Here is a 24,042-nt window from a genome sequence, read left to right as displayed (position 1 = left end):
CTTCGCCGCGGTAAATGCGCCCAAAGGAGCGGATTTTCAAGGTAAATCTTTCACCTGCGGCACAAGCGCTGTGCGCGCGGCGCTCTCTGGCCAATCGCGGCGGGTTAAAACAGTGCCGTTTTGGCGCAGATCTCGCAGCCGACCAAGGTCAATATCGGCCATCACCCATCCTGGCTTGTTCATTGCGCCTTCAGCAAACACGCCATTGTCACAAAAGCCCGCTTCAGCCGGGCCGTAGATCGCCGCTGCGCCATGGTTTTCATCCACTGCGGGCGACCATGCCGCTTGTCCGACTGTGGGTGATTGTAAAACCGCGCATTGTCCCTCTAGCGCGCGGGCCATCGCCCCCACCCGCACTCGCCAATAGCCTGCGCCACTATCCGTGCAGGATGGCACCAGAAGCAAATCAACCCCCGCCTCAACCAAGGCGCGCGCCAAAAGCGGAAACTCCGCATCATAGCAGATCAACACACCCACCCGCAGATCGCCAAGGTCAAAGACCTGCAAAGGCCCGCCCGATTGCACCTGCCAAATCTCGCGTTCAAAGCGGGTCATAATCTGCTTGTCTTGATGCCCAATCCGCCCCTGCGCCCCATAAATGCAGGCGCGATTGACGGGCCGCAGCCCATAATTTTGGTCAAAAATCGGCGCAGATGGGGCCACTAGGGCAAGGCCATGCTGCACCGCAAGCCGCGAAAAAAGGGCATCCGCCTCAGGCCAAATATCACTGACCGCACGCAGGCTGCCTTCAAGATCTGCCGCAACGGATGGCCCTGCAAGATGGGCCAATTCCATCGCGCCATATTCAGGAAAAATCGCAATCTCTGCGCCGCCATCCGCGGCCTCAGCGACCCATGCGGTGATCTTCGCGTCAAAATCAGCGAAACGGGTCAAGGGATCGAGCGGATAGGCGGCGGCGGCACATTTCATAGCTGTTTGATCCAAAATTGCAGGCGCTTTTGGGTTTTTTCAGAATCTCCGATATCGAGCCATGAAAATTCTGCAAAGACGCCATCCAATTTCTGATAGCCCCGCTTTTTCCAGAATTCATCAAGCGGGCGATAGTCCTTTGGGGCCATCGGATGATCCGCAGGGCGCACCACTGCGCAAAAGGCGCTATATGTTTTTCCCTGTGCGCGGGCCTCTGCCTCGCGCGCATCGAAAAATATATGCCCTGCCCCCTGCCCGCGATGGTCTTGCATCAGAACAGATTCTGCGCAGTAGAACACATCTTCGGCGGCGATATCGCAGGCCGCCAAAGCACCAGAGAAATCATCATCATGCTGAAGCAAGGGCATCCCCGTGGCCGCGCCCACCATCTGCGCGCCATCATAGGCGGCAACCACTATGGCCCCGCCTTGCGCATAGCGGGCGAGATAACCCGTCTCATAGGCCAAATCCCCCTCATAGAGATAGGGCCAATCACGAAAGACCGTGATGCGCAGCCGTGCCAGATCGGGAACAATTGCCGCGATCTCAGCCCCGCGATAGATGCGATAGTCAAGGCTCATGCCGAAACCTGAGCGATCCAATCAGCAAGGTTGTAATAGGTCACAACACGGGTGATCTTACCGTCCTCAACGGAAAAGAAACTGCCAGCGGGCAGGACATATGTCTGTCCGCGCGCCTCGGGCAATCCTGCGTCCGTGGCCAGATAGGTGCCATTTACGATAAATTCGGCGGCAACGCGACTGCCTGCTTCATTCTGCATCACCACGATATCGGTGAGATGTTCTTTATAGCAGCGGTTCATATGGGCGCAAAAATCGGCAAAGGCCGCTTTGCCCATGCGCACCTGCCCCTCATTGACATGATGCGCCACATCTTCGCTGAGGCAATCAAGCATGGCCTCCAGATCGCCCGCATTAAACGCGGCGTAATACCGATTGATCAGATCCATTAGTCCCCCTCCTGTTCTAGCCCCGCATCTGGGGGGCCAAAACGATCTAGAATGCGTTTTTTGATTTGATCACGGGCTTGGCGATAGGCATCCAATTTCGCCTCGCGCGTTTCGCCCAACCCTGTTGGGTCAATGATGGGCCAATATTCAATATCGAGATGCGCATGACGCGTCAGATCCAGCGCGCGGCGTTGACTGGCGGGCGAAAGCGCCACGATCAGATCAAACCCCGAGAGATCATCCCCCCATTCCGCCATTTCATCGAAAGAGCGCACGCGATGACGTTCAAGGGCCACGCCAATCTCGGCGGAAACAGAAACGGCAAAGCCATCTATCTCCAATTCATGATGCACACCCGCAGATTGAACATAGGCGCGGTGGCCGTAATATTTCTTCATCAGCCCTTCCGCCATGGGTGAGCGGGTTGCGTTATGATCGCAACAAAACAGAACCGAGGATGGAAATTCTTTACCCACCAGATCAATTCCCGAAATGCAGCACGCAGATCAGGGTAAAGAGGCGGCGCGCGGTATCGGTATCAATCTCGGCTTTGCCTTCAAGCCGTTCTTGCAAAACGCGCGCACCCTCATTGTGAATGCCGCGCCGCGCCATATCAATCGCCTCGATTTGGGCCGCAGGTAGCTTTTTCACGGCAGAATAATAGCTCTCACAAATCTGCCAATAATCTTTGACCACCTGACGGAATGGCGACAGTGAAAGGTGAAATTCGGCGGCCAGTTCCGTCTCTTGGGTGGCAACAGAAAAGACCAGACGTTTGTCACGAATGGCCAAAGCCAAATGATAGGGCCCATCGGGCGGTGTGCGCCCATCCCGCGCAGGCAAAACAAAACTGTTTTCTTCGAGTAGATCAAAAATCGCTACGCGCCGTTCCTGTTCGATCTCAGGGGTTGGCGCAGGCATATTCGAGGTGTCAATCTGAATATCGGTAATGTGCATTGTCATTCACCATCCCCCTGATTGATCCGCGCAAGCCGCGCCAAAACGGATAGGCCATGTGCCTCAAGGCTTTCTGATTTCGCCAATGTTGCCGCCGCAGGGCCAATGGCCCGCAATGCTGCAGGTGTCATTTGCGCCATGGTGGAGCGTTTCATGAAATCAAGCACCGATAGCCCGCTAGAGAACCGCGCAGAGCGCGCGGTCGGCAGCACATGGTTTGGCCCCCCGATGTAATCGCCAATCGCTTCGGGCGTCCACGCCCCCACAAAAATAGCGCCGGCATGGGTGATCTTATCGGCATAGGTTTCGGCCTCAGCCACGCAAAGCTCGAGATGTTCAGGCGCAATGCGGTTGGAGAGCGCGGCCGCTTCATCCAAATCACGCGCAACAATGATAGCGCCAAAATCACGCCAACTGGCCCCTGCGATGGCCCGCCGCTCTAGGGTTTCGAGGCGTTTCTCTACAGCCTCCGCAACAGCGCGGCCAAATTCTGCATCATCCGTGATCAGAATGGATTGCGCGCTTTCGTCATGTTCCGCTTGCGACAGAAGATCCAGTGCAATCCAATCGGGGTCATTGTCACGATCTGCGATCACCAAAATCTCAGACGGGCCTGCGATCATGTCAATTCCGACCTTGCCAAAGACCCGCCGTTTTGCGGCGGCGACATAGGCATTGCCGGGCCCTGTGATCTTATCCACGGGCAGCACGGTTTCAGTGCCATAAGCCAAGGCTGCAATCGCCTGCGCACCACCCATGCGGTAAATGCGATGCACCCCCGCAAGACGCGCCGCCAAGAGAACAAGAGGGTTCACCTTGCCATCGGGCGTGGGCACCACCATCGACAAATGGCCAACCCCTGCCACGGCAGCGGGGATGGCATTCATCAAAACGGATGAGGGATAACTGGCCAGCCCGCCCGGCACATAAAGACCCGCGCGTGAAACAGGGCTCCACCGCCACCCAAGTTTGGCACCAAGTTCGTCCTGCCACGCAGCATCTTCGGGCAGTTGGCGGGCATGGTAGGCGCGTATGCGCGTGGCGGCCAATTCCAGTGCTGCGCGCTCGGCGGCGGGCACAGTGGCAATCGCCGCATCAATCTCGGCCTCGGAAAAGATCAACTGCTCGGGCGTCAGACGGACACGATCAAATTTCTCGCCAAAGGCAATCAAGGCTGCATCGCCATCACGGCGCACCTGCGCAATGATATCGGCAACCACCGTATCTACATCAGGGCTATCCTCGCGCTTCATCCCGAGAAGCGCTTCAAACGCCGCCTCAAAATCCGCCGTATCCGTGTTCAGAAAAATAGGCATACCCGTCTCCGTCAGAATAGGAGGGGCTTACCTTGTGTTGGCCGCGCGCTCAAGACGCGAAAGCGTCACGGGTGCGAGGGGGTTTTTCCTGAAGGGGCCTGATAGGGCTTGGTCACATCGCGCAGAGCAAGGTTGATTGCCTCGACCTCAAGCGCCAAGGCCCCATCGCCTGCAAAGGTCAGGGTGAGGCGCCCCATACCATCTTCGCCCGCCTGCCACTCGACCGAAAGCAATGATAAAACCACATCGCGCGCCTGCGGGCTGATGCCTTGCGCAGCCATGCTCAGCACATCATCCACAATCAGCAAACTGCGCACCCGCTCAGGCGGGCTGACGCGCGCCCCATTTTCCCAACGAAAGCGATTGAGAAGCAGAACCACCTGACGTTTGGCGCGCGTGTATTTGATATCAGCCACAGTAAGGACGGCATCTTGCGCAAGCGCAGACAGGATTTTCACATCCTCCGCATCTGCGGCGGCAAGCGCCAAAGGCGCTTCGAAACCATCCTCAAATCGGGCATCAACCATGGTCTGCCACCCGTTCAATATGTGCGCCAAGGCCGCTGAGTTTTTCTTCAACCCGCTCATACCCGCGATCAAGGTGATAGACGCGGTTCACACGGGTTTCCCCTTCGGCTGCAAGCCCCGCGAGGATCAAACTGACCGAGGCGCGCAAATCCGTGGCCATCACAGGCGCGCCGCGCAATTGTGCAACGCCGGTCACTTTGGCTGTTCCGCCATGCACATCAATTTTGGCCCCCATGCGGATCAATTCGGGCGCATGCATAAAGCGGTTCTCAAAGATGGTCTCTTCCAATGTGGCAACCCCGTCAGCGGTGCACATCAACGCCATCATCTGTGCCTGCAAATCAGTTGGGAACCCTGGGAATGGGGCGGTGGTCACATCCACGGCCCGCACGCGGCCCGTTTTGTGGCTGACGCGCAAGCCGCGATCGGTTTCAACAATCTCGACCCCCGCCTCTTCCAACTTATCGGCCAAGGCCGCCACAATAGCACGGCTGCCGCCGATCAATTCCACGCTGCCGCCTGCAATCGCGGGGGCAATCATATATGTGCCCAGTTCAATACGATCTGCGATGACACGATGCGTTGTTGCATGCAAACGATCCACGCCACGAATAACGATGGTGTCTGTGCCTGCGCCTTTGATATCTGCGCCCATGCCTTGCAAACAATGCGCCAGCGCCACGGTATCGGGCTCGCGCGCGGCATTTCGCAAAACGGTGGTGCCTTTGGCCAAAACCGCCGCGCAAAGCGCATTTTCCGTGGCACCCACGGAAACAAAGGGAAAGCTGATCTCAGCCCCTTTGAGGCCATTTTTTGCCGTTGCGTGAACATAGCCTTCGCGCAGATCAATTGTGGCCCCCAAAGCCTCAAGCGCGGTCAAATGCAAATCCACTTTGCGCGCCCCAATTGCACAACCGCCCGGAAGCGAGACAACCGCCTCACCAAATCGGCCCACCAAGGGCCCAAGCACGTTGAAAGAAGCGCGCAGTTTGCGCACGATGTCGTAATGCGCGGTCAGATTGGTCACATCGGCAGACGAGATCATCATCGCGCGGCCATCGGCCAAACGGGCCACTTCGCAGCCCAAGCTTTCCAACAAGCTGCCCAGTGTCGCCACATCAGACAGGCGCGGCACATTGGTCAGCGTCAAAGGTTCATCCGATAAGAGGGCCGCACACATCAGCTTTAGGCAGGTGTTCTTCGCGCCCGCGATGGGAACCTCGCCCGAAAGCGGGCCATTTCCTTTAACGATGATACTGTCCACGGGTGCTGCCTCTTTTGCTCTGCTCAGGCCGCGTCAAGATGACGGGCCCGCGCCATTTTCGCCATCTTCCGCACGTCTTTTGCGGGCCTGCGCCTTGCGGCGGGCCAAATTGGCCTTAAGCGCTGCTTTCAACCGCTCCGTGCGAATGTCTTGCGCGCTTCGTTGACCAGAATTTGATCTTTTCTGCGGGTTTGATGGTTGCTTCATGCCGCCTCTCATAGCGAAGCGGACAATTCGCGTCTAGCGCGATGCAAATCGAAATTGGCAAAAATTGCCCATGTGCATCCGCACCCACCATAAGGAATTAGGCCTTGGTGCAAATTTTCGCCTGCTTTGGTCTTGCATGGGTCTGCGATTGCGTCTAATCCACGCGCCACAAGCGTGCTGCAGTAGCTCAGTGGTAGAGCACTCCCTTGGTAAGGGAGAGGTCGGGAGTTCAATCCTCCCCTGCAGCACCATCCCCCCCAAATTACGCCTGACCCCATGCCCAATGAAGGGCAAATTTATCCATGACGGACGGCACCTTGGCCTGTTCCGCCGCATCTGCGCTATGGATCATGGCTACCAAGCCAAATTTCGGGTCTTCGCGCACGGCCATGACACGGGCCGCAAAGCCCGCCTCGGCAAGGCTTGCATCCAAGACACGGGCAATCGCGCGCTTGCGCAGATCAGGCTTGAAGGTTTTACCCACGGCGGTTTTGGGCAGTTCTGAGAGAATCTCAATATATTTGGGTGCGGCTGCACGTTCGCTGACATGCGTGCGAGCGTGTTCCATCAGCGCCTCGACTGTCACATCTGCGCCTTGAACCAATTCGACATAGGCACAGGGCAATTCGCCTGCGATTGGGTCGGGCTGCCCGATGGCCGCGGCCATGGCCACGGCGGGATGAGTGGCCAAAGCCTCCTCGATCAGGGCGGGGTCGATATTGTGGCCGCCACGATTGATCAAATCCTTGGCACGGCCCGTGATCCAAAGATACCCATCCGCATCAAACCGCCCCAAATCGCCCGTGCGCAAATATCGGCCCTGATACATCTGCGCCGCCGATTTTGCAGCGTCTTTATAAATACCTTGCGCCGTTACACCTGGGCTTGCCACGCAAATTTCGCCGATCTCATCAATCGCACACTCCGTGGGGCCTTCGGGCGTATCTTTCAATATGATCACATCACAATGCGGAAAGGGGATCCCAACAGAACCCACTTTTTTCTCACCTTCAACTGGGTTGCAGGAGACAAGACAAGTGGCCTCGGTCAGGCCATATCCCTCGACAAGGCTGACGCCCGTTGCCCCCTCAAATCTGCGGAACAATTCCAAAGGCAAGGGGGCTGACCCTGAAAAAGCGGTTTTCACCGATGAAATATCCGCATTCACAGGCCGTTGCATCAACACCGCAAGCGCAGTTGGCACCGTGATCAAGAAGGTGACCTGCCAGCGTTCGACCAATTTCCAGAAATTATCAAACACCCCTGCCCCGCGATAGCCTTGCGGGGTCGGAAAGACCGTATGGGCGCCTGAACACAATCCCCCCATCAGGATCACATGGCTTGCAAAAACATGAAACAGCGGCAGCGGGCAGAGCACGGTATCGGTTTCTGTGAATAACAGACTGTGACCCACCCAACCATTATAGATCATGCCCGAATAGCTGTGCTGCGCCACTTTGGGCATGCCTGTTGTGCCGCCTGTATGAAAACAGGCCGCGATACGATCTCGGCCCTGATCTGGGTGGCGCAAGCGATCCGCCGCCTCGCCCGCCATTTCCGCGCGCAAGGACAACAGGCGGGCCTGATGCGTCACCTTTACCTTGGGCCGCAGCAAGGGCACGATCACCCGCTTGATCCCCGTCAGATAGCGCAGAAGATCAACCTCCAACACTGTTTCAACTTCGGGGGCCATGGCCACGGCGGCAGCGGTCTTTTGCGCAAGATCCGTTTTCGGAAATGGCGCCAAAGTCACCACAAGCCGCGCTTTGGTTTCGCGCAGGATGCTTGCAATTTGGTCAGGCTCAAGCAGCGGATTTATGGGCACCACAACGCCTGCAACCATCCCCGCCAGAAGGGTCAAGACTGTTTCGGTGCTATTGGGCAGCACAAAGGCCACCGAATCCTCAGAGCCAATGCCAAGCCGCGCGAACAGATTGGCCAGTTGGGTCACCTCCGCCCTGAGTCTTTGCCAGTCCAATGTCTCTGCTTTTGCGTCAGGATCTGAAAACAGTTGAAAGGTAACCGCCGGGCGCGCGGGATGGCGCGCTGCAACGTCAGTCAGCAATTCATAAATGCTTCGCGCAGGCGCGGCCTTAGGCCACGGGTGATCTGTCTCAATTTTGCGCACATCTTGATTATTCGCAAAAGGCAGCATGGCCTTGCCTCCCCCCATCATTCTCCCAAATGATCCTGCGGTCACGATGCACGCGGTCGCACGGCAGGCTTTGCGTGAGAATGAAGAGAAAAGCGCGTTTTCGCAAGCACGCTGTGATTATTCAGCGGCGATTCCATCGGTGAATTGCAACCGCGCCAGACGCGCATAAAGTCCGCCTTCCGCGACAAGCGCATCATGGCTGCCTTCGGCAACAATCTGTCCCGCATCAAAGACCAAAATGCGGTCGGCCTTTTTCACCGTTGCCAGACGATGCGCAACAATCAAGGTCGTGCGCTCGGCACTGAGATCTGCGACCGCGCGCTGCACCAATCGCTCGCTTTCAGCGTCAAGCGCACTGGTCGCTTCGTCTAGCAGCAGGATCGGCGCATCGCGCAAAATGGCGCGGGCGATGGCAATACGCTGTTTCTGCCCCCCAGACAGCATAATCCCCCGCTCGCCCACATAGCTGTCATAGCCTTCGGGCAAAGCCGCAAGGAACTCATGCGCGGCGGCGGCGCGGGCGGCGGCTTCGACCTCAGCATCGGTGGCGTCAGGACGACCAAAGCGAATATTGTCACGCGCAGAGGCCGCGAAAATCACAGGGTCTTGCGGCACCAGCGCCATAGCCGCGCGGAACCCCTCGCGGCGCATATCCCGCAGATCAACCCCATCAAGGGTGATCTTGCCTGTTTGCGGATCATAGAAGCGTTGCAGCAATTGGAAGATCGTGGATTTACCCGCGCCTGATGGCCCGACAAGTGCCACTGTCTCGCCTGCTTTAATGGTGAAGCTCACATCCGTGAGGGCCGCCGTTTCCGCGCGGGTTGGATAGGCGAAACCCACGCCATCAAACATGATATCGCCCTTGCCCCCATGGGTCAGGGGCACAGGGCGGGCGGGATCGGTGACTGTATCTTCTGCATAAACGAGTTCGACCAACCGCTCGGTCGCACCTGCGGCCCGCTGCAATTCGCCCCAAATCTCAGACAGCGCACCTACCGCACCCGCAACCATAATTGCATAGATTAAAAATTGGATCAGCGCGCCGATGCTCATCGCGTCTGCACGCACATCACGGGCGCCCACCCAAAGCACACCCACAATCCCCGCAAAAACGAGGAAGATCACAATGACAGTCATAAAGGCGCGGGTTGAAATGCGGCGCTTGGCGCTTGTGAAACTGGCCTCGGTCACATTGGAAAACTCGTTGGACGAGGCGCGCTCATGGGTAAAGGCCTGCACCGTTTGAGCCGCCAAAAGCGCCTCGGAGGCCGCGCCAGAACTTTGCGCAATCCAATCTTGGTTTTCACGCGACAACGCACGCAGCTTGCGCCCCAAAACCACAATCGGAACGATAATCGCAGGCACAAGCAGCAGAACCATCCCCGTCAGCTTGGGCGATGTGACAACCATCATCACCAAGCCGCCCATCAAAATCAGCGCATTGCGCAAGGCCACCGACACCGAGGAGGAGATCACACTGAGCAAAAGCGTGGTGTCTGTGGTGATGCGGCTGAGCACCTCACCCGTCATGACCTTCTCATAAAAACTTGGGCTCATGGAGATCATGCGGAAAAACACAGCCTTGCGAATATCGGCAATCACGCGCTCGCCCAATCGTGTCACGAGGTAATAGCGCGCGCCCGTCCCCAACGCCAGAAGGCCCGCGATCCCCAAGGCAGCAAGAAAATAGCTGTCCAAGAGGGCGGCGGTGTTTGTCTCAAACCCATCTACGACACGGCGCACGGCCAAGGGCATAATCAGCGCCACAAGCGCCGTGGTCACAAGCGCCAAACCCGCCCCGATGATCCAGACACGATACGGCACAAGAAAGGGCACAAGCGCACGCAGCGATCCAATCTTTTTGGAGCGCGCACGCTCTTCCGTGGCATTGGCGGCCTTTGCAGGCGGTGCTGCCTTGGCGGCATCGGTTCGGGTGGTCATGGTCGCGTTTATCCTCAATCTGTGAAAGTGGGATAAAGCGGCACGGCCCATCAAACAAGCCCCGCGTGGCGCGACCTAATGCGCGCAGAAATGAAATCAGGGACGCTGCCCACGATATTTGGCAACAAATTCCGCCGCAGGCATCGCGCGGAAATCAGGCAGTGCGCGGCGCAGACGGGCATGATCCCAGTCCCACCACGCCAAATCCATCAGATCTTGCGCGACCTCATCGGCAAAGCGCATGCGCAAGGGCTTTGCGGGCGTGCCTGCCACAATCATGAAATCTGGCACATCCTTGGTCACCACAGCGCCCGCGGCCACAATCGCGCCGATGCCCACGCGGATTTCGGGTTTGATAATCGCACCATGACCGATCCAACAATCGGCCCCAAGGCTAAGACGGCGCGCCGCACGCGCTGCAAAAAATGCAGCATCGTCTGACGCGTCATCGAAATAGAGCTCAGAGCGATAGAGAAAATGATGCTGTGCCGCATTGTGCATCGGGTGATCGGTTGGACCGATCCGTGTCATCGCGGCAATGTTCGAAAATTTGCCGATATCTGCATTGGCAATATCGGCCATGCGGTCACAATAGGCGTAGTCCCCGAAAGCCGAGTTCAGAACGCGCGAGAACGCCCCCACCTCGCAATAAGCCCCGAAGGTAGAATTGGCGATTTCGCAGCCTTGATGGATCAGGGGCGTATCGGCTGTCAGTTTTTTTGCGTCACTCATGTTGGCCTATCACTTGCCCGACCCATCGCCTTTGATCAGGCGCGCCCGTATACGACCAGAAACCGCATCCATTGCAACCACCATCAGCACGATCAAGGTGATATAATAAGTGACCTTTTCCCAATCTGCCGTGGTCTGGATGGCTTGGGTCAGCAATAGACCGATGCCCCCGCCCACAATCGCGCCCACAATCGTGGCAGAGCGCGTGTTCGATTCAAAGAAATACAACACCTGACTGAGCAAAATGGGCATGACCTGCGGCAAGACGCCAAAACGATTACGCTGCACTGCATTCGCGCCAGTCGATGCCAGCCCCTCAATCTGCTTTTCATCGACATTTTCAAGGGCCTCAGAAAACAGTTTCCCAAAGCTGCCCGTATCTGTCAGCAAAATCGCCAAGGCCCCCGTCATCGGCCCTGGCCCAAAGGCCCGCGATAAGATGATGGTAAAGATCAACGCATCCAAGCCACGTACGAAATCAAACAGGCGGCGGATGACAAAGCGCACCGCTTTGGACGGGGCGAAATTTGTTGCTGCAAAAAATGCCAAAGGCAGCGCAATCATTGCTGCGCCGAATGTGCCTAGAAAGGCCATCAGGATCGTTTCCCCCAAAGCCCAAAAAACATCCCCATGCCGCCAGATTGAATTGTTCCAGACATTCGACAACATCAGACCAAAATTGGAATGCGCGGGGTCAATTTGTGCGCCGCGGGTGATGGTTGCGAAAACCTCGCCCGCGCTCATGCCCGAATAGGGGCTGGCCAGATCGAAAAAGAACATCTCCCATCCCGCGAAATAGCGCATCGTTTCGGTGCGGTTGCGGGTGACAGACAGCCGCCCGCCTTCGGTCGCAATCGAGACGCGATTGCCCGAGGCATTGATGAAATCAGGAACCGCCTCGGCGGATAGGCGCAAATCAACCCCATTTGATGTATCAATGACAATATCGCCAAATTCAGGATGGTGATAGGTGATCAGCGGCCCGGCATAGCTCACGCGATGCCCATGGCGCAGTTCGATTTCGGCTGTGTCACCTGCCACTTCGGCCCAAGCGGGGATTTGATCAGGCGCATAGGTGGCACGGCGTGAACCTTCAATGGCGACCGTGATCTCGCCTGAGCGATTATCGCGCGTGACATGGGTTTTATAGCTAACCGCATCCGACACCAACACCGCCGCGTTATCCATCCGCGCCCGTTCTGCCAGACCCAGAATGTCAAAGGCAAAAAAGACATAGACCGCATAGGCCAAGATCACCGCTGGGATCGCAAAACCAAATAGTTTCTTGCGCCCAATGCGGCGAATTTCGGAGGCACGCAAGGCCGCAACATCTTGGGTAGCCATGACCATCTCAGAACGTCCCCTTGGTCAAATAATTGCGCAGGCTGCTTGAGAGTTGATCAACCGCGACAATGGTCAAAAACAGGATTACGAAAACGGCGGCGGCCTCATCGAACTTGCCCTGCCCGAAGGTCAGCGCATTTTTCAGCTCGTAGCCAATGCCGCCCGCGCCCACAAAACCAAGAATGGCTGACGCGCGGATATTGATCTCAAAGCGCAGCAACCCATAGCTGAGGTAATTGGGCAAAACCTGTGGGATGACACCCAACCAAATCCGTTGACCCCAATTTGCACCGACAGACTGCAACCCTTCGACAGGTTTCATGTCCGTGTTTTCATTCACCTCAGAAAACAATTTGCCCATGGCACCCATCGTGTGCAGCGCGATGGCAATCATTGCAGGCACAGGGCCACCGCCCATGATGAAAATCAGCACCAATGCCACCACAACCTCAGGGATCGCGCGCAAGATATCGGTGATACGGCGAAAGAACGGGATCAGACGCGGCCAATAGGCCAGCCCGCGCGTGCCCAAGAGCGAGAACACCACCCCACCCGCGCAGCCAAGCAAAGTCGCGACCGCCGCAATATTAAGCGTCTCAATCAAAGCAGGCAGTGCATCCACCATATGGCCGGGCAGGTTTGCTGCTTTTTCAATCGCCTCAGAAATCAGATCAGCAGGGAAATCAAAAAGGCGATGTAGACCGTCCCAGAAACCACCTGCATTGCGATCTTCTGCAATAGAGAAGCCAGAAATCAACATCACCGCAAAGATCAAAATGAGCAGACCTGAATAGAGACGGCGGCGCTGCGTCATCTGCAGATAATCTTCGCGCACTGTTTCCCGTCTTTCTCGATCCATCTGGGATGAGGTGATATCGGTCATGGTCAACCTTTCGTAAAGGTGGGGGCGCGCAAATCTGCGCACCCCCCAATGTCATGCACCAGTGTGCAACAAGGGCTTAGTTGCCTTGTGCCAAACGCACAGCGATGATGGTCTCATAGGCTTCGTGGCTGATGGGTGCGAAACCTGCGGTTTCACCTGCCGCCACACCATAGGCGCAGGCCTCATCTGTTTCGTGCAGATTGGCCAAAAGTTCGGTGACAGTCGCCTTTACATCGTCAGGCAGCGATTGACGCAGAACAACAGGGCCTTCTGGAATTGGCTTAGAGCGCCAGATTTCAACCAAGTCGTTCATGTCAACCAGACCTGCATCAACCGCGCGGCGCAACGCGCCCGAGTTGTAGCCGTCTTCCCAGTTGCCCAAACCATCGGCCCAAGTCACGCCTGCATCAATATCGCCATTGTTTACGGCGATGATTGTCTGCTCGTGACCGCCTGTGAATACAACATCACCAAAGAAATCGCCTGGCTCCATCGAGTAACCCAACTGTGGGATCTCAACCGAAGGGATCAAGAAACCAGAGGTCGAGTTTGGATCACCAAAGCCGAAGGTTTTGCCTTCAAGATCGGCCAAATCGGTAATGCCGCTGTCAACGCGGGCAAAGCCGATGGAATGATACGAGAAAGAGCCATCCAAATTGGTCTTAACCAAGACTGGCTCGACCGCGTTTTCATCTGCGATATAGGTCGCGGCATAGGAAGACGCGCCCAACCATGCGAAATCAAGCGTGCCGCCAAGCAAACCTTGGATCACGCCGTTGTAATCTGCAGGGGTAAACAAACGGGTTGGAACGCCAAGGGCCTCTTCAACATAGGCGCGGAAGCATTCGTTATTTGCCAAACGGTCTTGCGCGTTTTCACCGCCCAAAAGGCCGATATTGAATTCGGTGATCTCCTGTGCCGCAGCAGGCCCAGCAAGGGCTGTTGTCACTGCGAGGAGGGTTGCCAGTTTCTTCATGAGAAGTCTCCGTGAGATGAGATGTCCGAACAGATGGACTGGGGTTTTGGTCTTAGATCAGACCTTGCATCGCGGGATTTTTGACCCGCTTTTCCGCCACCGCCTCAGCACCCGAAATCTTGGTAGAGGTAGCGAATTCGTTGAATGTTTCATCCGCGCCATAAATGTCGCGCGCGACACCCGTGGTCAGTTGCTCAGGGGTGCCATCAAACACGATGCGCCCGTCCCGCATTCCGATCACGCGGTCACAATATTGGCGCGCCGTATCCAATGTGTGCAGGTTCGCAATCACCATGCGCCCGTCTTCTGTGTTGATCCGCTTGAGCGTATCCATCACGATTTGGGCGTTCATGGGATCAAGGCTGGCAATTGGCTCATCGGCCAGAATGATCTGGGGGTCTTGCATCAAGGCGCGGGCGATAGCGACCCGTTGCTGTTGACCACCGGACAACGCCTCGGCCCGTTTGGGTGCTTGTTCGGCAATGCCCAGACGATCAAGAATATCAATCGCGCGGGAAATATCGGCCTTTGACCAAAGATTAAACATCGTGGCCAAGGTCGAAGCGTGGTTCAATTTCCCATGCAACACATTCGAGACAACATCGAGGCGCGGCACAAGATTAAACTGCTGAAAGATCATGGCGCAGCGGCTTTGCCATGCGCGCGCATCCGCACCGCGATAGGCAAGCACATTGGTGCCATCAACCAGAATTTCGCCATCCGTGGCATCGGTCAGGCGGTTCATCATTCGAAGAAAGGTGGACTTGCCCGCCCCAGAGCGACCAATGATCCCGACAAAGGCAGGTCGGTCGATAGAAAAGCTAACACGGTCAACGGCAATCTTGCTGCCAAAAACCCGGGTTACGTTGCGCACTTCGAGCATAAGGCCCCCTTCCAAAATCTTGAGGGCCGTATCGCTGTGCAGTGAGTCAGTTACATGACCGAATTGTTACCGTTTCGTAAAAAAATCATCGGTCAGGCAACGCGCAAGCCGCGCGACCAGACCCCGCGCAAACGCGGTGTGCCACCCGCAACAGACAGGCGCAAAACGTCACCGCGCAAGCCTTGTTCGATGCGGCCACGATCCTGCAAACCCGCAGCTTCAGCTGGGTTGGCCGTTACTGTGGCGATGGCGCGCGGCAGATCATTCCACATTTGCCCCAAGCGATAAGCTGACAGCAAAAGCGCAGCAGGGACATAATCAGAGGAGATGATATCCAACAGGCCTGCTTCGGCCAGTTCGGCAGCCGAAACATTGCCCGAATGTGACCCGCCACGGATCAAATTGGGCGCGCCCATCATAACCGCGATGCCATGCCTATGGCAGGCCTCAGCCGCCTCGCGCGTGGTGGGGAATTCGGCCAATTTGATCCCGTAGCCCGCAGATTTTTCGACATGATCCGCGGTGGTGTCATCATGGCTTGCCAAAAGCGCACCATAGCGGCGGGCGTGATCCACTGCGGCCTGTTCGTGCATATCCCCAAACCGCGCACGCATCTCTGTCAGATGTGCGATATGGTCTAACCATTCATCCTCACTGAGATTGTTCTTACCCATCACATAGGCTTTGAGCTTGGACAGATCACGGAATTGCCGTTGCCCTGGTGTGTGATCCATGAGGCTCACCAAACCCACGCGGTCTGCTGGGCCAAATTCTGCCAATTCTTCGGCCAAGGTTTCGGAACAGATTTCGGCACGCAGGTGTAGAAAATGGCTGATCTTCAGCATCCCTTGATCGCGCAGGGCCAACATCTCGCTGGCCAAAGGACGGGCATAGCGTTCGTAACGGGTTTTGCCCGAATTAATCGACCCAATGCGCATGGCATCGAAAACTGTCGTGATCCCTGCCCCTGCCAGTTCGGCATCATGGGCGATAATGGCCGCATCATGGGGCCAATCAACTGACGGGCGCGGTTGCATGTGCCGCTCAAGATTGTCGGTGTGCAATTCAACCAGACCGGGCGTCAGATAATCGCCCTCGCAATCAATCGCGCCACGCGGCAAGGTGGCGCCTTCATGGATATCCGCAATGACCCCATCTTGCACAATCACGCTGCCTGCAAAGACCCGATCCACAGTAACGATCTGCGCATTGCCGAAAATCACTTCGCTGCTCATGATTGTTCTATCCTTTGAATAAGCCTGCCTCAGCGGCGGCGATGGCGACCTCTAACGTGCCGCTATTGTCAATTTCCACGACATTCAGGCCCTCGGGCAAAGGAACCTGTCGCGCCAGACGTGCGGCGATATCCTGTGCGTCCTCGCGCCCGCGCGCGGCAAGACGCGTGGCCAAAACCGCAGGGCTTGCGGTGATGGACAGAACCACCACATGCGTAAATCGCAATGCAGCCTCGCTCAACATATTGCGAGACAGGTTTGCAAGGACATCATGACCTGCGGCAATCCAATCGGCCACCTCAGCGGGAATACCATAAGAGAGGCCATGCGCCTGCCATGACAAGGCAAAGGCCCCCTTCCCCTTGAGACGCGCAAATTCATCTGCGCTGACCCCATCAAACGCCTCACCCCCCGCATCACTGGGGCGGGTGATCACGCGTTTGGCCGCGCGCAAATCTGGATGGCGGGCCATCAGCCCTGCCATCACGCTGTCTTTGCCCACGCCAGAGGGGCCAACAACCGCAATGAGGCGGCCTGTCTTCATGCGATCTTCCTTGGGGTAAAGACGCTGACATCAATGGCGCGATCCGCTACCCGCTCGCGCGCTTCAAGGTCATGGAAAATTCCAACGATCGCAGCCCCTTCTGCCTTCGCCTCTTCGATCAGCGATAGCACCGTCTCGCGGTTCTGGGCATCAAGGCTGGCGGTTGGCTCATCCAACAGCAAAACGGGATACCGATGTGCAAATCCGCGCGCGATGTTGACGCGTTGCTGTTCACCGCCCGAGAATGTCGTGGGCGATAACGGCCACAGCCGTTCGGGGATACGCAACCGCGTCAGCAAATCTGCGGCCCGCGCGCGCGCTTCGTCCTCAGCCACACCAAGAGACAAGAGAGGTTCTGCCACAACCTCTAGGGTGGGCACGCGCGGCACCACGCGCAAGAACTGGCTGACATACCCTAAAACCTCGCGCCGTAGGGTCAAAATCTCACGCGGGGTAGCGGTGGTGATGTCCAACCCGTTCACCACCACACGCCCCGCTTGCGCCAGATAATTTCCGTAAAGGATGCGCATGACAGTGGATTTCCCTGCCCCGCTTTCCCCTGTCAGGGCGACACATTCGCCCGCCGCTACGGAAAAATTCGCGCCCTCCAGCACGGGGATCACCGCGCTGTTTTGATTGTGCAGGGTAAAAGATTTTCCCAAATCTTTGACTGTGATCATCGTCATCCCTCACACCTGCAAAACCGAAGATACCAAAAGCTGCGTATAGGCGTGTTGCGGATCATCCAAGACCTGATCGGTCAAACCTGTTTCCACAACATGGCCCGATTTCATCACCATCAGCCGATCTGCCAAAAGACGCACCACCGCCAAATCATGGGTGACGATAATGGCCGAAAGACCCATACGGCGGACAAGACCGCGCAGCAAATCCAACAGCCGTGCCTGCACACTTACATCCAAGCCGCCCGTGGGTTCGTCCATAAAAACAAGGCGCGGGCCTGTCACCAAATTGCGCGCGATTTGCAGGCGCTGCTGCATCCCACCTGAAAAGGCCGAAGGGCGATCATCCATGCGGGCGGTGTCGATTTCAACCTTGCTCAGCCAGTCACCCGCTGTCTGGCGAATATCGCCATAATGACGCGCGCCGACCGCCATCAACCGCTCGCCGACATTGCCGCCTGCGGATACCCGCATCCGCAATCCATCACGCGGATTTTGATGCACAAAGGCCCAATCAGTGCGCGACAGCATCCGCCGCTCGGCCTCGGGCATCTGACGGACATCACGGGGGCCATCGGCACGGGTGTCAAAAATCACCTCCCCCTGATCAGGGCTCTGATGCCCCGCGAGGCAATTGAGCAGCGTGGACTTACCTGACCCAGACTCCCCCACAATCCCCAAGACTTCGCCTGGATAAAGATCAAACGAGACATCTGCACAGCCAATCCGCGCGCCGTATCGTTTCTCAATATTACGCACTTGCAAAAGCGGGGTCATGCGGCCTCTCCTGTCTCGCGGCGGCTGGCGCAGTAATCTGTGTCGGAACAGACAAACATCCGCCCACCCGCATCATCCACGATCACCTCATCTAAATAGCTGTCTTCAGCCCCACATAGCGCACAAGGATGTGCCGCTTTTGACGGATCAAAGGGGTAATCTTCAAAATCGAGACTTACGACCTTGGTATAGGGCGGCAGCGCGTAAATCCTTTGCTCACGTCCCGCCCCAAACAATTGCAAGGCAGGGCTTTCCAATTTGGGATTGTCGAATTTCGGGATTGGAGAGGGATCCATCACATAGCGATCTTCCACCTTCACAGGATAGGCATAGGCGGTCGCAATCTCGCCATGGCGCGCAATGTCCTCGTAAAGCTTGACATGCATCAGGCCATATTCCTCAAGCCCATGCATCTTGCGCGTTTCGGTTTCACGCGGCTCTAGGAAACGCAGCGGCTCGGGGATTGGCACTTGATAGACCAAAATCTGATCTGCGCTGAGTGGCGTTTCAGGGATACGGTGGCGCGTTTGGATCACGGTGGCCTCTGTGGTTTTCTCGGTCACGGCCACGCCTGCGGTTTTCTCGAAAAAGCGGCGAATGGAGACGGCATTGGTCGTGTCATCCGCGCCTTGGTCGATGACTTTGAATACATCATCAGGGGTCAGACAGGCGGCAGAAACCTGCACGCCGCCCGTGCCCCACCCATAGGGCATCGGCATTTCGCGGCTTGCGAAGGGCACCTGATAGCCTGGAATGGCCACCCCCTTCAGAATAGCGCGGCGGATCATCCGCTTGGTCTGCTCATCCAGATAGGCAAAATTATAGCTCATTCTGCAGCCTCCCGTGGGCCTGTAGATGCCATCATCGCCTCGGCGCGCAGGCGGCGGATCAGTTCCAATTCAGATTGGAAATCCACATAATGGGGCAGTTTGATATGTTCGAGGAACCCAGTTGCTTGCACATTATCAGAATGGGACAGGACAAACTCTGCGTCTTGCGCGGGCGCGCCCACATCATCCTCACCCAATTCCTCCCATCGCAAGGCGCGATCCACGAGGGCCATGGAAATCGCTTTGCGTTCGGATTGCCCAAAGACCAAACCATAACCGCGGGTGAATTGCGGCGGCTCGGTCTTGCTGCCTGTGAATTGGTTCACGGTTTCACATTCGCTGACCGTGATCTCGCCGAGATCAATCGCAAACCCCAATTCGGGAATATCCATCGACACAGCCACGCGCCCGATCCGCAATTCGCCTACGAACGGGTGGTTGCGCGCATAGCCCCGTTGCGTGGAATAAGCCATGGAGAGAACAAAACCCTCATCGCCACGCGCCAAGGCCTGAAGTTTCAGCGGACGATCCGCGGGGAAATCCAACGGCTCGCGCGTCAGATCACGCGGGGGCGTGTTATCCTCAGGCTCGGGCTGCAATAGGCCCTCGCGATCCAGAAATTCGGTGACATGCGGCAAAGGTGCGGCGTCCACTAGGGCGGCTTCTTCGGCTTCGGGCGACACCGCCCCCTCCGCCATCAAAGCGAAATCCAAAAGGCGGTGGGTGTAGTCAAAGGTTGGCCCCAAGATCTGCCCGCCCGGCAGATCCTTAAAGGTGGCCGAGATGCGCCGATCACAGCGCATCGCGCCAGTATCAATCGGGGCGCTCACCCCAAAACGGGGCAAGGTGGTGCGATAGGCGCGGATCAGAAAAATCGCCTCAATCATATCGCCGCGCGCCTGCTTGATCGCCAGAGCCGCCAAATCAGGATCGTATAGTGAACCTTCGGCCATGACCCGATTGACAGCCAAGCTAAGCTGTTCGCGAATTTGCGGAATAGTCAGTTCCGCCACATCGGTTGCGCCGCGCCGCTCATCGGCCAGCCATTCATGGGCGGCGTCAATCGCCCGCTCGCCCCCCTTTACCGCAACATACATCAGGAAGCCCCCTCAATACGGGTGGATCGCGGCAGGGCCGCTATTTGGCTGTCTGATGTGAAGAACGTGTCAAACCCAAGCGGGAAGCGGCGCGCATTGGCGACAAAGGCCGCGGTCTCGGGCAGATTAAGATAGGCCTCCGCCTGAATGCCTGGCCCCGTCAAGCGCACCCCCTCCGCCGCGAGATGATCCATCTCAACGATCAATGTGACAGAGCGGTCAGGGTAATCTTGCACGCCTTGACGCATGCGCGCGAGATCAAGGCAAAGCTCATCCCATGGGCCAATGGCGAAATCCGCCTCATCCGCGGCAACCAGAGGCGCGCCCGAGTGAAAGCGCAGCCATGCGCGAATGGCGTCTTTGTCGCAAGACGGGGAAAGGTAAACCCGTGTTTCGGGATCACAAAGAACCAGCAGCAAACTGCCTGCGGCAGGGGATAAGGGCAGCGGCGGATGCCCGCCTGAAATTTCGCGGATCACCCCAGGACGGGCCATCACATCCAAAGCCGCGCGAAAGGCAATTGCCGCATCGCGCGGGGGATTGGCGAACCCGCCCCCCATCGCATCGGTCACATTTGGCTCAGACAGTGCCATGCTCATTCCCCCCGAACCATGGTGAAAAATTCAACCTTTGTTCCCGCCGCGCGCGCCGCCCGCGCGCCCTCACGCGCCGCTTTCTCCGCACGCAAAGGGGCGATCACGGAGGCGATCAAAGCCGACCCCTGATCGGTCTGACACAGCGCATCGACAAGCGCGGCATAGGTTGCGGCCTCATGACTGCGGCCCTGCACATATCCGTGCCCAACCGCACCGCTTTCATTGAGGCGCACCGAGGCGCGGGTGACAGTCATTTCACCGAGATTAAACGCAGCGCCCACCGCACCTGCGCGCCCACGCACCATGACCGTGCCAATTTCAGGCGCACGCAAAACGCTATGCGGCACCTCAACGCCTGCGGATTGGCACAGCGCGATCAGGCGATCTGCGGGGGCCTGTGCCATTGTGGACAGCCATGCTTGCCGTTCGATGTGTTCGCCTAAATTCGACATCTTGCGAAGTTATCCGATAAAATATACAACTAGACAAACTTTACGCTCAACCCTGCCCCCTCACAAGCGGCTTTTGATGAAATTTTGATGACAGATGCCCAAAGCCACGATCTGGACAGAAATTCGAAACGACCTTGAAACCGATATCCGTTTGGGACGCTTTGCAGCGGGCACGAAATTGCCCACGGAGGCGGAATTGGCCGCCCGCTTTGGCGTGAACCGCCATACGGTGCGCCGCGCCATCGCAAGTCTGGTTGAGGCAGGGCTGGCCCTTAGCCGCCAAGGCGCAGGCGTTTTTGTAACCGAAGCCCAGACCCCCTATCAGATTGGGCCAAGGGTGCGGTTTTCCCAAGCCATCCGCGCAACAGGCCGTGTGCCCGACAGACGTTACACCGCATTGTTCAGCCGCCCTGCTGATGCCAAAGAGGCCGAAATGCTCGATATCCGCGAGGGGGAATTGGTGCATCACGCAGAGGGTCTATCCTATGCCGATGGGGTGGCTCTGTCGCTGTTTTCATCTTGCTTTCCTGCCGCAAGGCTGCCGAATTTATTGGACAATCTTACCCGCGACCCTTCGATTACAGCGGCCTTTGCGGCGGATGGATTTGACGATTACCTGCGCCGCGACACGCAAATTGACGCGCGCGCGGCCACAAAATTGCAGGCACATCAATTGGGCATTCGCCATGGCGCGGCCCTGTTAGAAATCACCGCGATTAACATCTGCGCAAAATCTGGCGCGGTCTTGGAATTCGGGCAAAGCGTGATGGTCGGCGGGCGCGTTAAATTGCGGGTTGAGGGCTCTGCCCCGACACCCCTGCCGCCCGCACAAAATGCGCCCTAAGGAAAAGCTGCGCAACACCGCTTGGCGTGTGATGCGTGGCTGTCTCCGCCGCGTGCAAGGTGAAATCTGACCCCAGTCGCCCAGCAAGCGTGGCGGCATCATAACGCTGCACAGGCAGGCCGCTGCATCGCTCAGGGCCATCTTGGTGAAACACCGACAAGATCACATGACCCTTGGGGATCACAGCGCGGGCCATCATCTGCACATAGGCCGCCTGCGCGTCAGGGTCGGTTAAGAAATGAAACACCGCGCGATCATGCCAAAGGTGATAGTGGCGGGGCGGTTGCCAGTTGCGCAAATCCGCACAAATGAAGCGCGGCGGATGATCAAGATCACGACAGGCCGCCTTGCTTTGGGTCATGGCATGGGCCGAAATATCGATGACTGTGACATCGCGATAGCCTGTAAGCGCCAAGCCACGCGCCAAGCCTGACCGCCCTGCCCCTGCATCTAGAATGGGCGCGTCAGGCCCAAGCTTGAGCGCCGCGATTTGGGCAAGGGCGTAGGTGTAATCTGCTTGATACCACCCAAGCTGATCAACCGCGCGATCGTGATAGACCGCATCCCAAAAGCCAGCTTCCGCAGCATTCGGGGATGGTGCATGATCTGTCATCTGATGAATTGGTCAACGTAATCTGCGCCAAGCCCGACACGTTCGTAATGCGCGCGGCACAGATCAATCTTGGTAAAGACATCCTCATAGCCCAAAACCTCGCCATAAGGATCGACATAGCACATGACGCCATTGACCTGAAAAAAGGTGATCATCTCATCAACCCCTTCGGGCACGACCAATGTATGCGTCTCGCCCGGTGGTTCGTAAACATAAGAGCCCGCTGTGGCCTCCCAGTCATGCTCAAGGTAATGCCACCGTCCCTTCAACACCCAACCATGCACCGCCTGCGGATGGCGATGGCGCGACAGCACGCCCGATTTGGTCACCTTAAGCAGGTTCATCCAATACCCTTGCGAGCGATTAAGACAGAGCGGCCGAAACCAAACATTCGGGGCCTGCGGCACCCAAATCCGCTCATCTTCTGGGATGGCATTGGGGATCATAATCTCCTCCAATGCATCTTGGGGAAAGGGCAACTGATAGGGGGTCATTGGATCATGGTCAGATTTCTGAAGGGGCATGGTCACCTCACATTGCACTATAGCCGCCATCCACGGGATAAATGGCACCTGTCACAAAGCCAGCACGGGCCGATAACAGCCACGCAACCAACTCGCCTATTTCATCGGGTTTGCCCCACCGCCCCATCGGGGTGCGCGCCAGAATGGGGCCGTTTCGCGCGGGGTCTTCGCGCAAGGCTGCGGTCATCTCAGTTTCGATCCATCCCGGCGCAATCGCATTGACCCGCACGCCGTCCGCGGCCCATTTCCCCGCCAAGGCCTTTGTCAACTGCGCGACACCGCCCTTGGAGGCCGAATAAGCGGGAACAAGCGGCCCTCCAAATGTGCTCAGCATGGAGGCCGTGTTCACAATAGCCCCTTTAGATTTCGCAAGCAGCGGATGGGCGGCAACACAAGTGCGCATCGTGCCTGTCAGATTGATCTCGATCACTTTGGTGAACACATCCATTTCATATTCCGCGCCGCGAAACAAAACGCCTGCGCAATTCACCAAAGCGTCAAGCCCGTCAAACTGTCCGAAAAACTGATCCACCGCCGCTTGGTCCGTGACATCAAGCTGGGCTGTGGCCACCTGTGGAATAGCCGCTGCAAAATCAGAAATCTCTTGTGGGGCCAGGCCGGTGGCCGTGACCTGCCATCCTTCGCGCAGCAAAACCCGCGCAATGCCTGCGCCGATCCCGCCTGTGCCACCAATCACGACTGCCCTAGACATAGTTTGCCCCATGCGCCCTGTTCACACCGCATAGCTTTGCGGAACTT

At 57.3% G+C, this 24,042-nt stretch carries 28 protein-coding genes and 1 tRNA gene; 2 read left to right on the top strand and 27 right to left on the bottom strand.

The window, feature by feature from the left end:
* Positions 1-36 precede the first annotated feature (36 nt).
* From I3V23_12610 to I3V23_12570, 9 genes are all read right to left on the bottom strand, one after another.
* The gene (locus tag I3V23_12610; GenBank protein QPI85365.1) at positions 37-930 is read right to left on the bottom strand and encodes a carbon-nitrogen hydrolase family protein; all 894 of its coding nucleotides are present in this window, start codon (positions 928-930) and stop codon (positions 37-39) included.
* On the bottom strand, positions 927-1,511 hold the full coding sequence (locus tag I3V23_12605) for a GNAT family N-acetyltransferase (GenBank protein ID QPI85364.1): 585 nt from the start codon (positions 1,509-1,511) through the stop codon (positions 927-929). Before I3V23_12605 ends, I3V23_12610 begins: the two co-directional genes overlap by 4 nt.
* On the bottom strand, positions 1,508-1,900 hold the full coding sequence (locus tag I3V23_12600) for a nuclear transport factor 2 family protein (GenBank protein QPI85363.1): 393 nt from the start codon (positions 1,898-1,900) through the stop codon (positions 1,508-1,510). Before I3V23_12600 ends, I3V23_12605 begins: the two co-directional genes overlap by 4 nt.
* Complete coding sequence (locus tag I3V23_12595; GenBank protein QPI85362.1) at positions 1,900-2,376, bottom strand: low molecular weight phosphatase family protein; 477 nt, start codon at positions 2,374-2,376, stop codon at positions 1,900-1,902. Before I3V23_12595 ends, I3V23_12600 begins: the two co-directional genes overlap by 1 nt.
* 4 nt (positions 2,377-2,380) lie before the next feature.
* A complete protein-coding gene (locus I3V23_12590) occupies positions 2,381-2,863 on the bottom strand; it encodes a UPF0262 family protein (protein QPI85361.1) in 483 nt (160 codons plus the stop codon).
* Positions 2,860-4,173 (bottom strand): histidinol dehydrogenase, encoded by a 1,314-nt coding sequence (gene hisD, locus I3V23_12585; protein ID QPI85360.1) that lies wholly within the window; start codon positions 4,171-4,173, stop codon positions 2,860-2,862. The genes I3V23_12590 and hisD overlap by 4 nt, the downstream gene beginning before the upstream one ends.
* A gap of 65 nt (positions 4,174-4,238) precedes the next feature.
* On the bottom strand, positions 4,239-4,700 hold the full coding sequence (locus I3V23_12580; protein ID QPI85359.1) for a DUF2948 family protein: 462 nt from the start codon (positions 4,698-4,700) through the stop codon (positions 4,239-4,241).
* Positions 4,693-5,964, bottom strand: coding sequence for a UDP-N-acetylglucosamine 1-carboxyvinyltransferase (gene murA, locus I3V23_12575; protein ID QPI85358.1), 1,272 nt, complete (start codon positions 5,962-5,964; stop codon positions 4,693-4,695). The genes I3V23_12580 and murA overlap by 8 nt, the downstream gene beginning before the upstream one ends.
* A 33-nt stretch (positions 5,965-5,997) precedes the next feature.
* Positions 5,998-6,171: a hypothetical protein gene (locus tag I3V23_12570; GenBank protein ID QPI85357.1), complete on the bottom strand. Its 174-nt coding sequence runs from the start codon at positions 6,169-6,171 to the stop codon at positions 5,998-6,000.
* Between the two features lie 176 nt (positions 6,172-6,347).
* On the opposite strand from I3V23_12570, the gene I3V23_12565 reads away from it, so the two are divergent.
* A tRNA-Thr gene (locus I3V23_12565) sits at positions 6,348-6,422 on the top strand.
* A gap of 11 nt (positions 6,423-6,433) precedes the next feature.
* Here the strand turns inward: I3V23_12565 and I3V23_12560 are convergent.
* The 15 genes from I3V23_12560 to phnG all read right to left on the bottom strand — a co-directional run bounded on the left by I3V23_12560 (position 6,434) and on the right by phnG (position 21,302).
* Complete coding sequence (locus tag I3V23_12560; protein QPI86833.1) at positions 6,434-8,326, bottom strand: acyl-CoA synthetase; 1,893 nt, start codon at positions 8,324-8,326, stop codon at positions 6,434-6,436.
* Between the two features lie 117 nt (positions 8,327-8,443).
* Positions 8,444-10,270, bottom strand: a complete 1,827-nt coding sequence (locus I3V23_12555; protein ID QPI85356.1) for an ATP-binding cassette domain-containing protein — start codon at positions 10,268-10,270, stop codon at positions 8,444-8,446.
* Positions 10,271-10,366: 96 nt separating this feature from the next.
* Positions 10,367-11,002 carry a chloramphenicol acetyltransferase gene (locus I3V23_12550; protein ID QPI85355.1) on the bottom strand — a complete coding sequence of 212 codons (636 nt, stop codon included), beginning with the start codon at positions 11,000-11,002 and terminating at the stop codon, positions 10,367-10,369.
* Positions 11,003-11,011: 9 nt separating this feature from the next.
* Entirely contained in the window at positions 11,012-12,346 is a 1,335-nt protein-coding gene (gene phnE, locus I3V23_12545; protein ID QPI86832.1) for a phosphonate ABC transporter, permease protein PhnE, read from the bottom strand.
* A 7-nt stretch (positions 12,347-12,353) separates the two neighbouring features.
* Positions 12,354-13,229, bottom strand: coding sequence for a phosphonate ABC transporter, permease protein PhnE (gene phnE / locus I3V23_12540; GenBank protein ID QPI85354.1), 876 nt, complete (start codon positions 13,227-13,229; stop codon positions 12,354-12,356).
* 76 nt (positions 13,230-13,305) lie between these two features.
* Positions 13,306-14,205, bottom strand: coding sequence for a phosphonate ABC transporter substrate-binding protein (gene phnD, locus I3V23_12535; GenBank protein QPI85353.1), 900 nt, complete (start codon positions 14,203-14,205; stop codon positions 13,306-13,308).
* A gap of 52 nt (positions 14,206-14,257) precedes the next feature.
* Positions 14,258-15,088, bottom strand: a complete 831-nt coding sequence (gene phnC, locus I3V23_12530; GenBank protein ID QPI85352.1) for a phosphonate ABC transporter ATP-binding protein — start codon at positions 15,086-15,088, stop codon at positions 14,258-14,260.
* 92 nt (positions 15,089-15,180) lie between these two features.
* A complete protein-coding gene (locus I3V23_12525) occupies positions 15,181-16,323 on the bottom strand; it encodes an alpha-D-ribose 1-methylphosphonate 5-triphosphate diphosphatase (GenBank protein ID QPI85351.1) in 1,143 nt (380 codons plus the stop codon).
* A 7-nt stretch (positions 16,324-16,330) separates the two neighbouring features.
* Positions 16,331-16,867: a phosphonate metabolism protein/1,5-bisphosphokinase (PRPP-forming) PhnN gene (gene phnN, locus I3V23_12520; GenBank protein ID QPI85350.1), complete on the bottom strand. Its 537-nt coding sequence runs from the start codon at positions 16,865-16,867 to the stop codon at positions 16,331-16,333.
* Positions 16,864-17,547, bottom strand: a complete 684-nt coding sequence (gene phnL, locus I3V23_12515) for a phosphonate C-P lyase system protein PhnL (GenBank protein QPI86831.1) — start codon at positions 17,545-17,547, stop codon at positions 16,864-16,866. Before phnL ends, phnN begins: the two co-directional genes overlap by 4 nt.
* A 9-nt stretch (positions 17,548-17,556) precedes the next feature.
* On the bottom strand, positions 17,557-18,327 hold the full coding sequence (gene phnK, locus I3V23_12510) for a phosphonate C-P lyase system protein PhnK (GenBank protein ID QPI85349.1): 771 nt from the start codon (positions 18,325-18,327) through the stop codon (positions 17,557-17,559).
* Entirely contained in the window at positions 18,324-19,157 is an 834-nt protein-coding gene (locus tag I3V23_12505) for an alpha-D-ribose 1-methylphosphonate 5-phosphate C-P-lyase PhnJ (protein ID QPI85348.1), read from the bottom strand. The genes phnK and I3V23_12505 overlap by 4 nt, the downstream gene beginning before the upstream one ends.
* A complete protein-coding gene (locus I3V23_12500) occupies positions 19,154-20,254 on the bottom strand; it encodes a carbon-phosphorus lyase complex subunit PhnI (protein QPI85347.1) in 1,101 nt (366 codons plus the stop codon). The genes I3V23_12505 and I3V23_12500 overlap by 4 nt, the downstream gene beginning before the upstream one ends.
* The gene (gene phnH / locus I3V23_12495; protein ID QPI85346.1) at positions 20,254-20,847 is read right to left on the bottom strand and encodes a phosphonate C-P lyase system protein PhnH; all 594 of its coding nucleotides are present in this window, start codon (positions 20,845-20,847) and stop codon (positions 20,254-20,256) included. The genes I3V23_12500 and phnH overlap by 1 nt, the downstream gene beginning before the upstream one ends.
* 2 nt (positions 20,848-20,849) lie before the next feature.
* Complete coding sequence (phnG, locus tag I3V23_12490; GenBank protein ID QPI85345.1) at positions 20,850-21,302, bottom strand: phosphonate C-P lyase system protein PhnG; 453 nt, start codon at positions 21,300-21,302, stop codon at positions 20,850-20,852.
* Positions 21,303-21,396: 94 nt separating this feature from the next.
* Here phnG and phnF point away from each other — a divergent pair, with 94 nt between their 5' ends.
* Positions 21,397-22,146, top strand: a complete 750-nt coding sequence (gene phnF / locus I3V23_12485; protein ID QPI85344.1) for a phosphonate metabolism transcriptional regulator PhnF — start codon at positions 21,397-21,399, stop codon at positions 22,144-22,146.
* On the opposite strand, the gene I3V23_12480 is transcribed toward phnF, so the two are convergent.
* Genes I3V23_12480 through I3V23_12470 form a run of 3 tightly spaced genes read right to left on the bottom strand, consistent with a single transcriptional unit; the run spans position 22,085 to position 23,995 of the window.
* A complete protein-coding gene (locus tag I3V23_12480; GenBank protein QPI85343.1) occupies positions 22,085-22,759 on the bottom strand; it encodes a class I SAM-dependent methyltransferase in 675 nt (224 codons plus the stop codon). The two genes, phnF and I3V23_12480, sit on opposite strands and share 62 nt — an antisense overlap.
* Positions 22,756-23,283, bottom strand: a complete 528-nt coding sequence (locus I3V23_12475) for a 2,4'-dihydroxyacetophenone dioxygenase family protein (protein QPI85342.1) — start codon at positions 23,281-23,283, stop codon at positions 22,756-22,758. Before I3V23_12475 ends, I3V23_12480 begins: the two co-directional genes overlap by 4 nt.
* Before the next feature lie 7 nt (positions 23,284-23,290).
* Positions 23,291-23,995, bottom strand: a complete 705-nt coding sequence (locus I3V23_12470; protein QPI85341.1) for an SDR family oxidoreductase — start codon at positions 23,993-23,995, stop codon at positions 23,291-23,293.
* Between the last annotated feature and the right edge of the window lie 47 nt (positions 23,996-24,042).

The organism is Rhodobacterales bacterium HKCCA1288 (assembly GCA_015693905.1).
Classification (GTDB): Bacteria; Pseudomonadota; Alphaproteobacteria; order Rhodobacterales; family Rhodobacteraceae; genus M30B80.
This window is presented reverse-complemented; position numbering and strand designations above follow the sequence as displayed.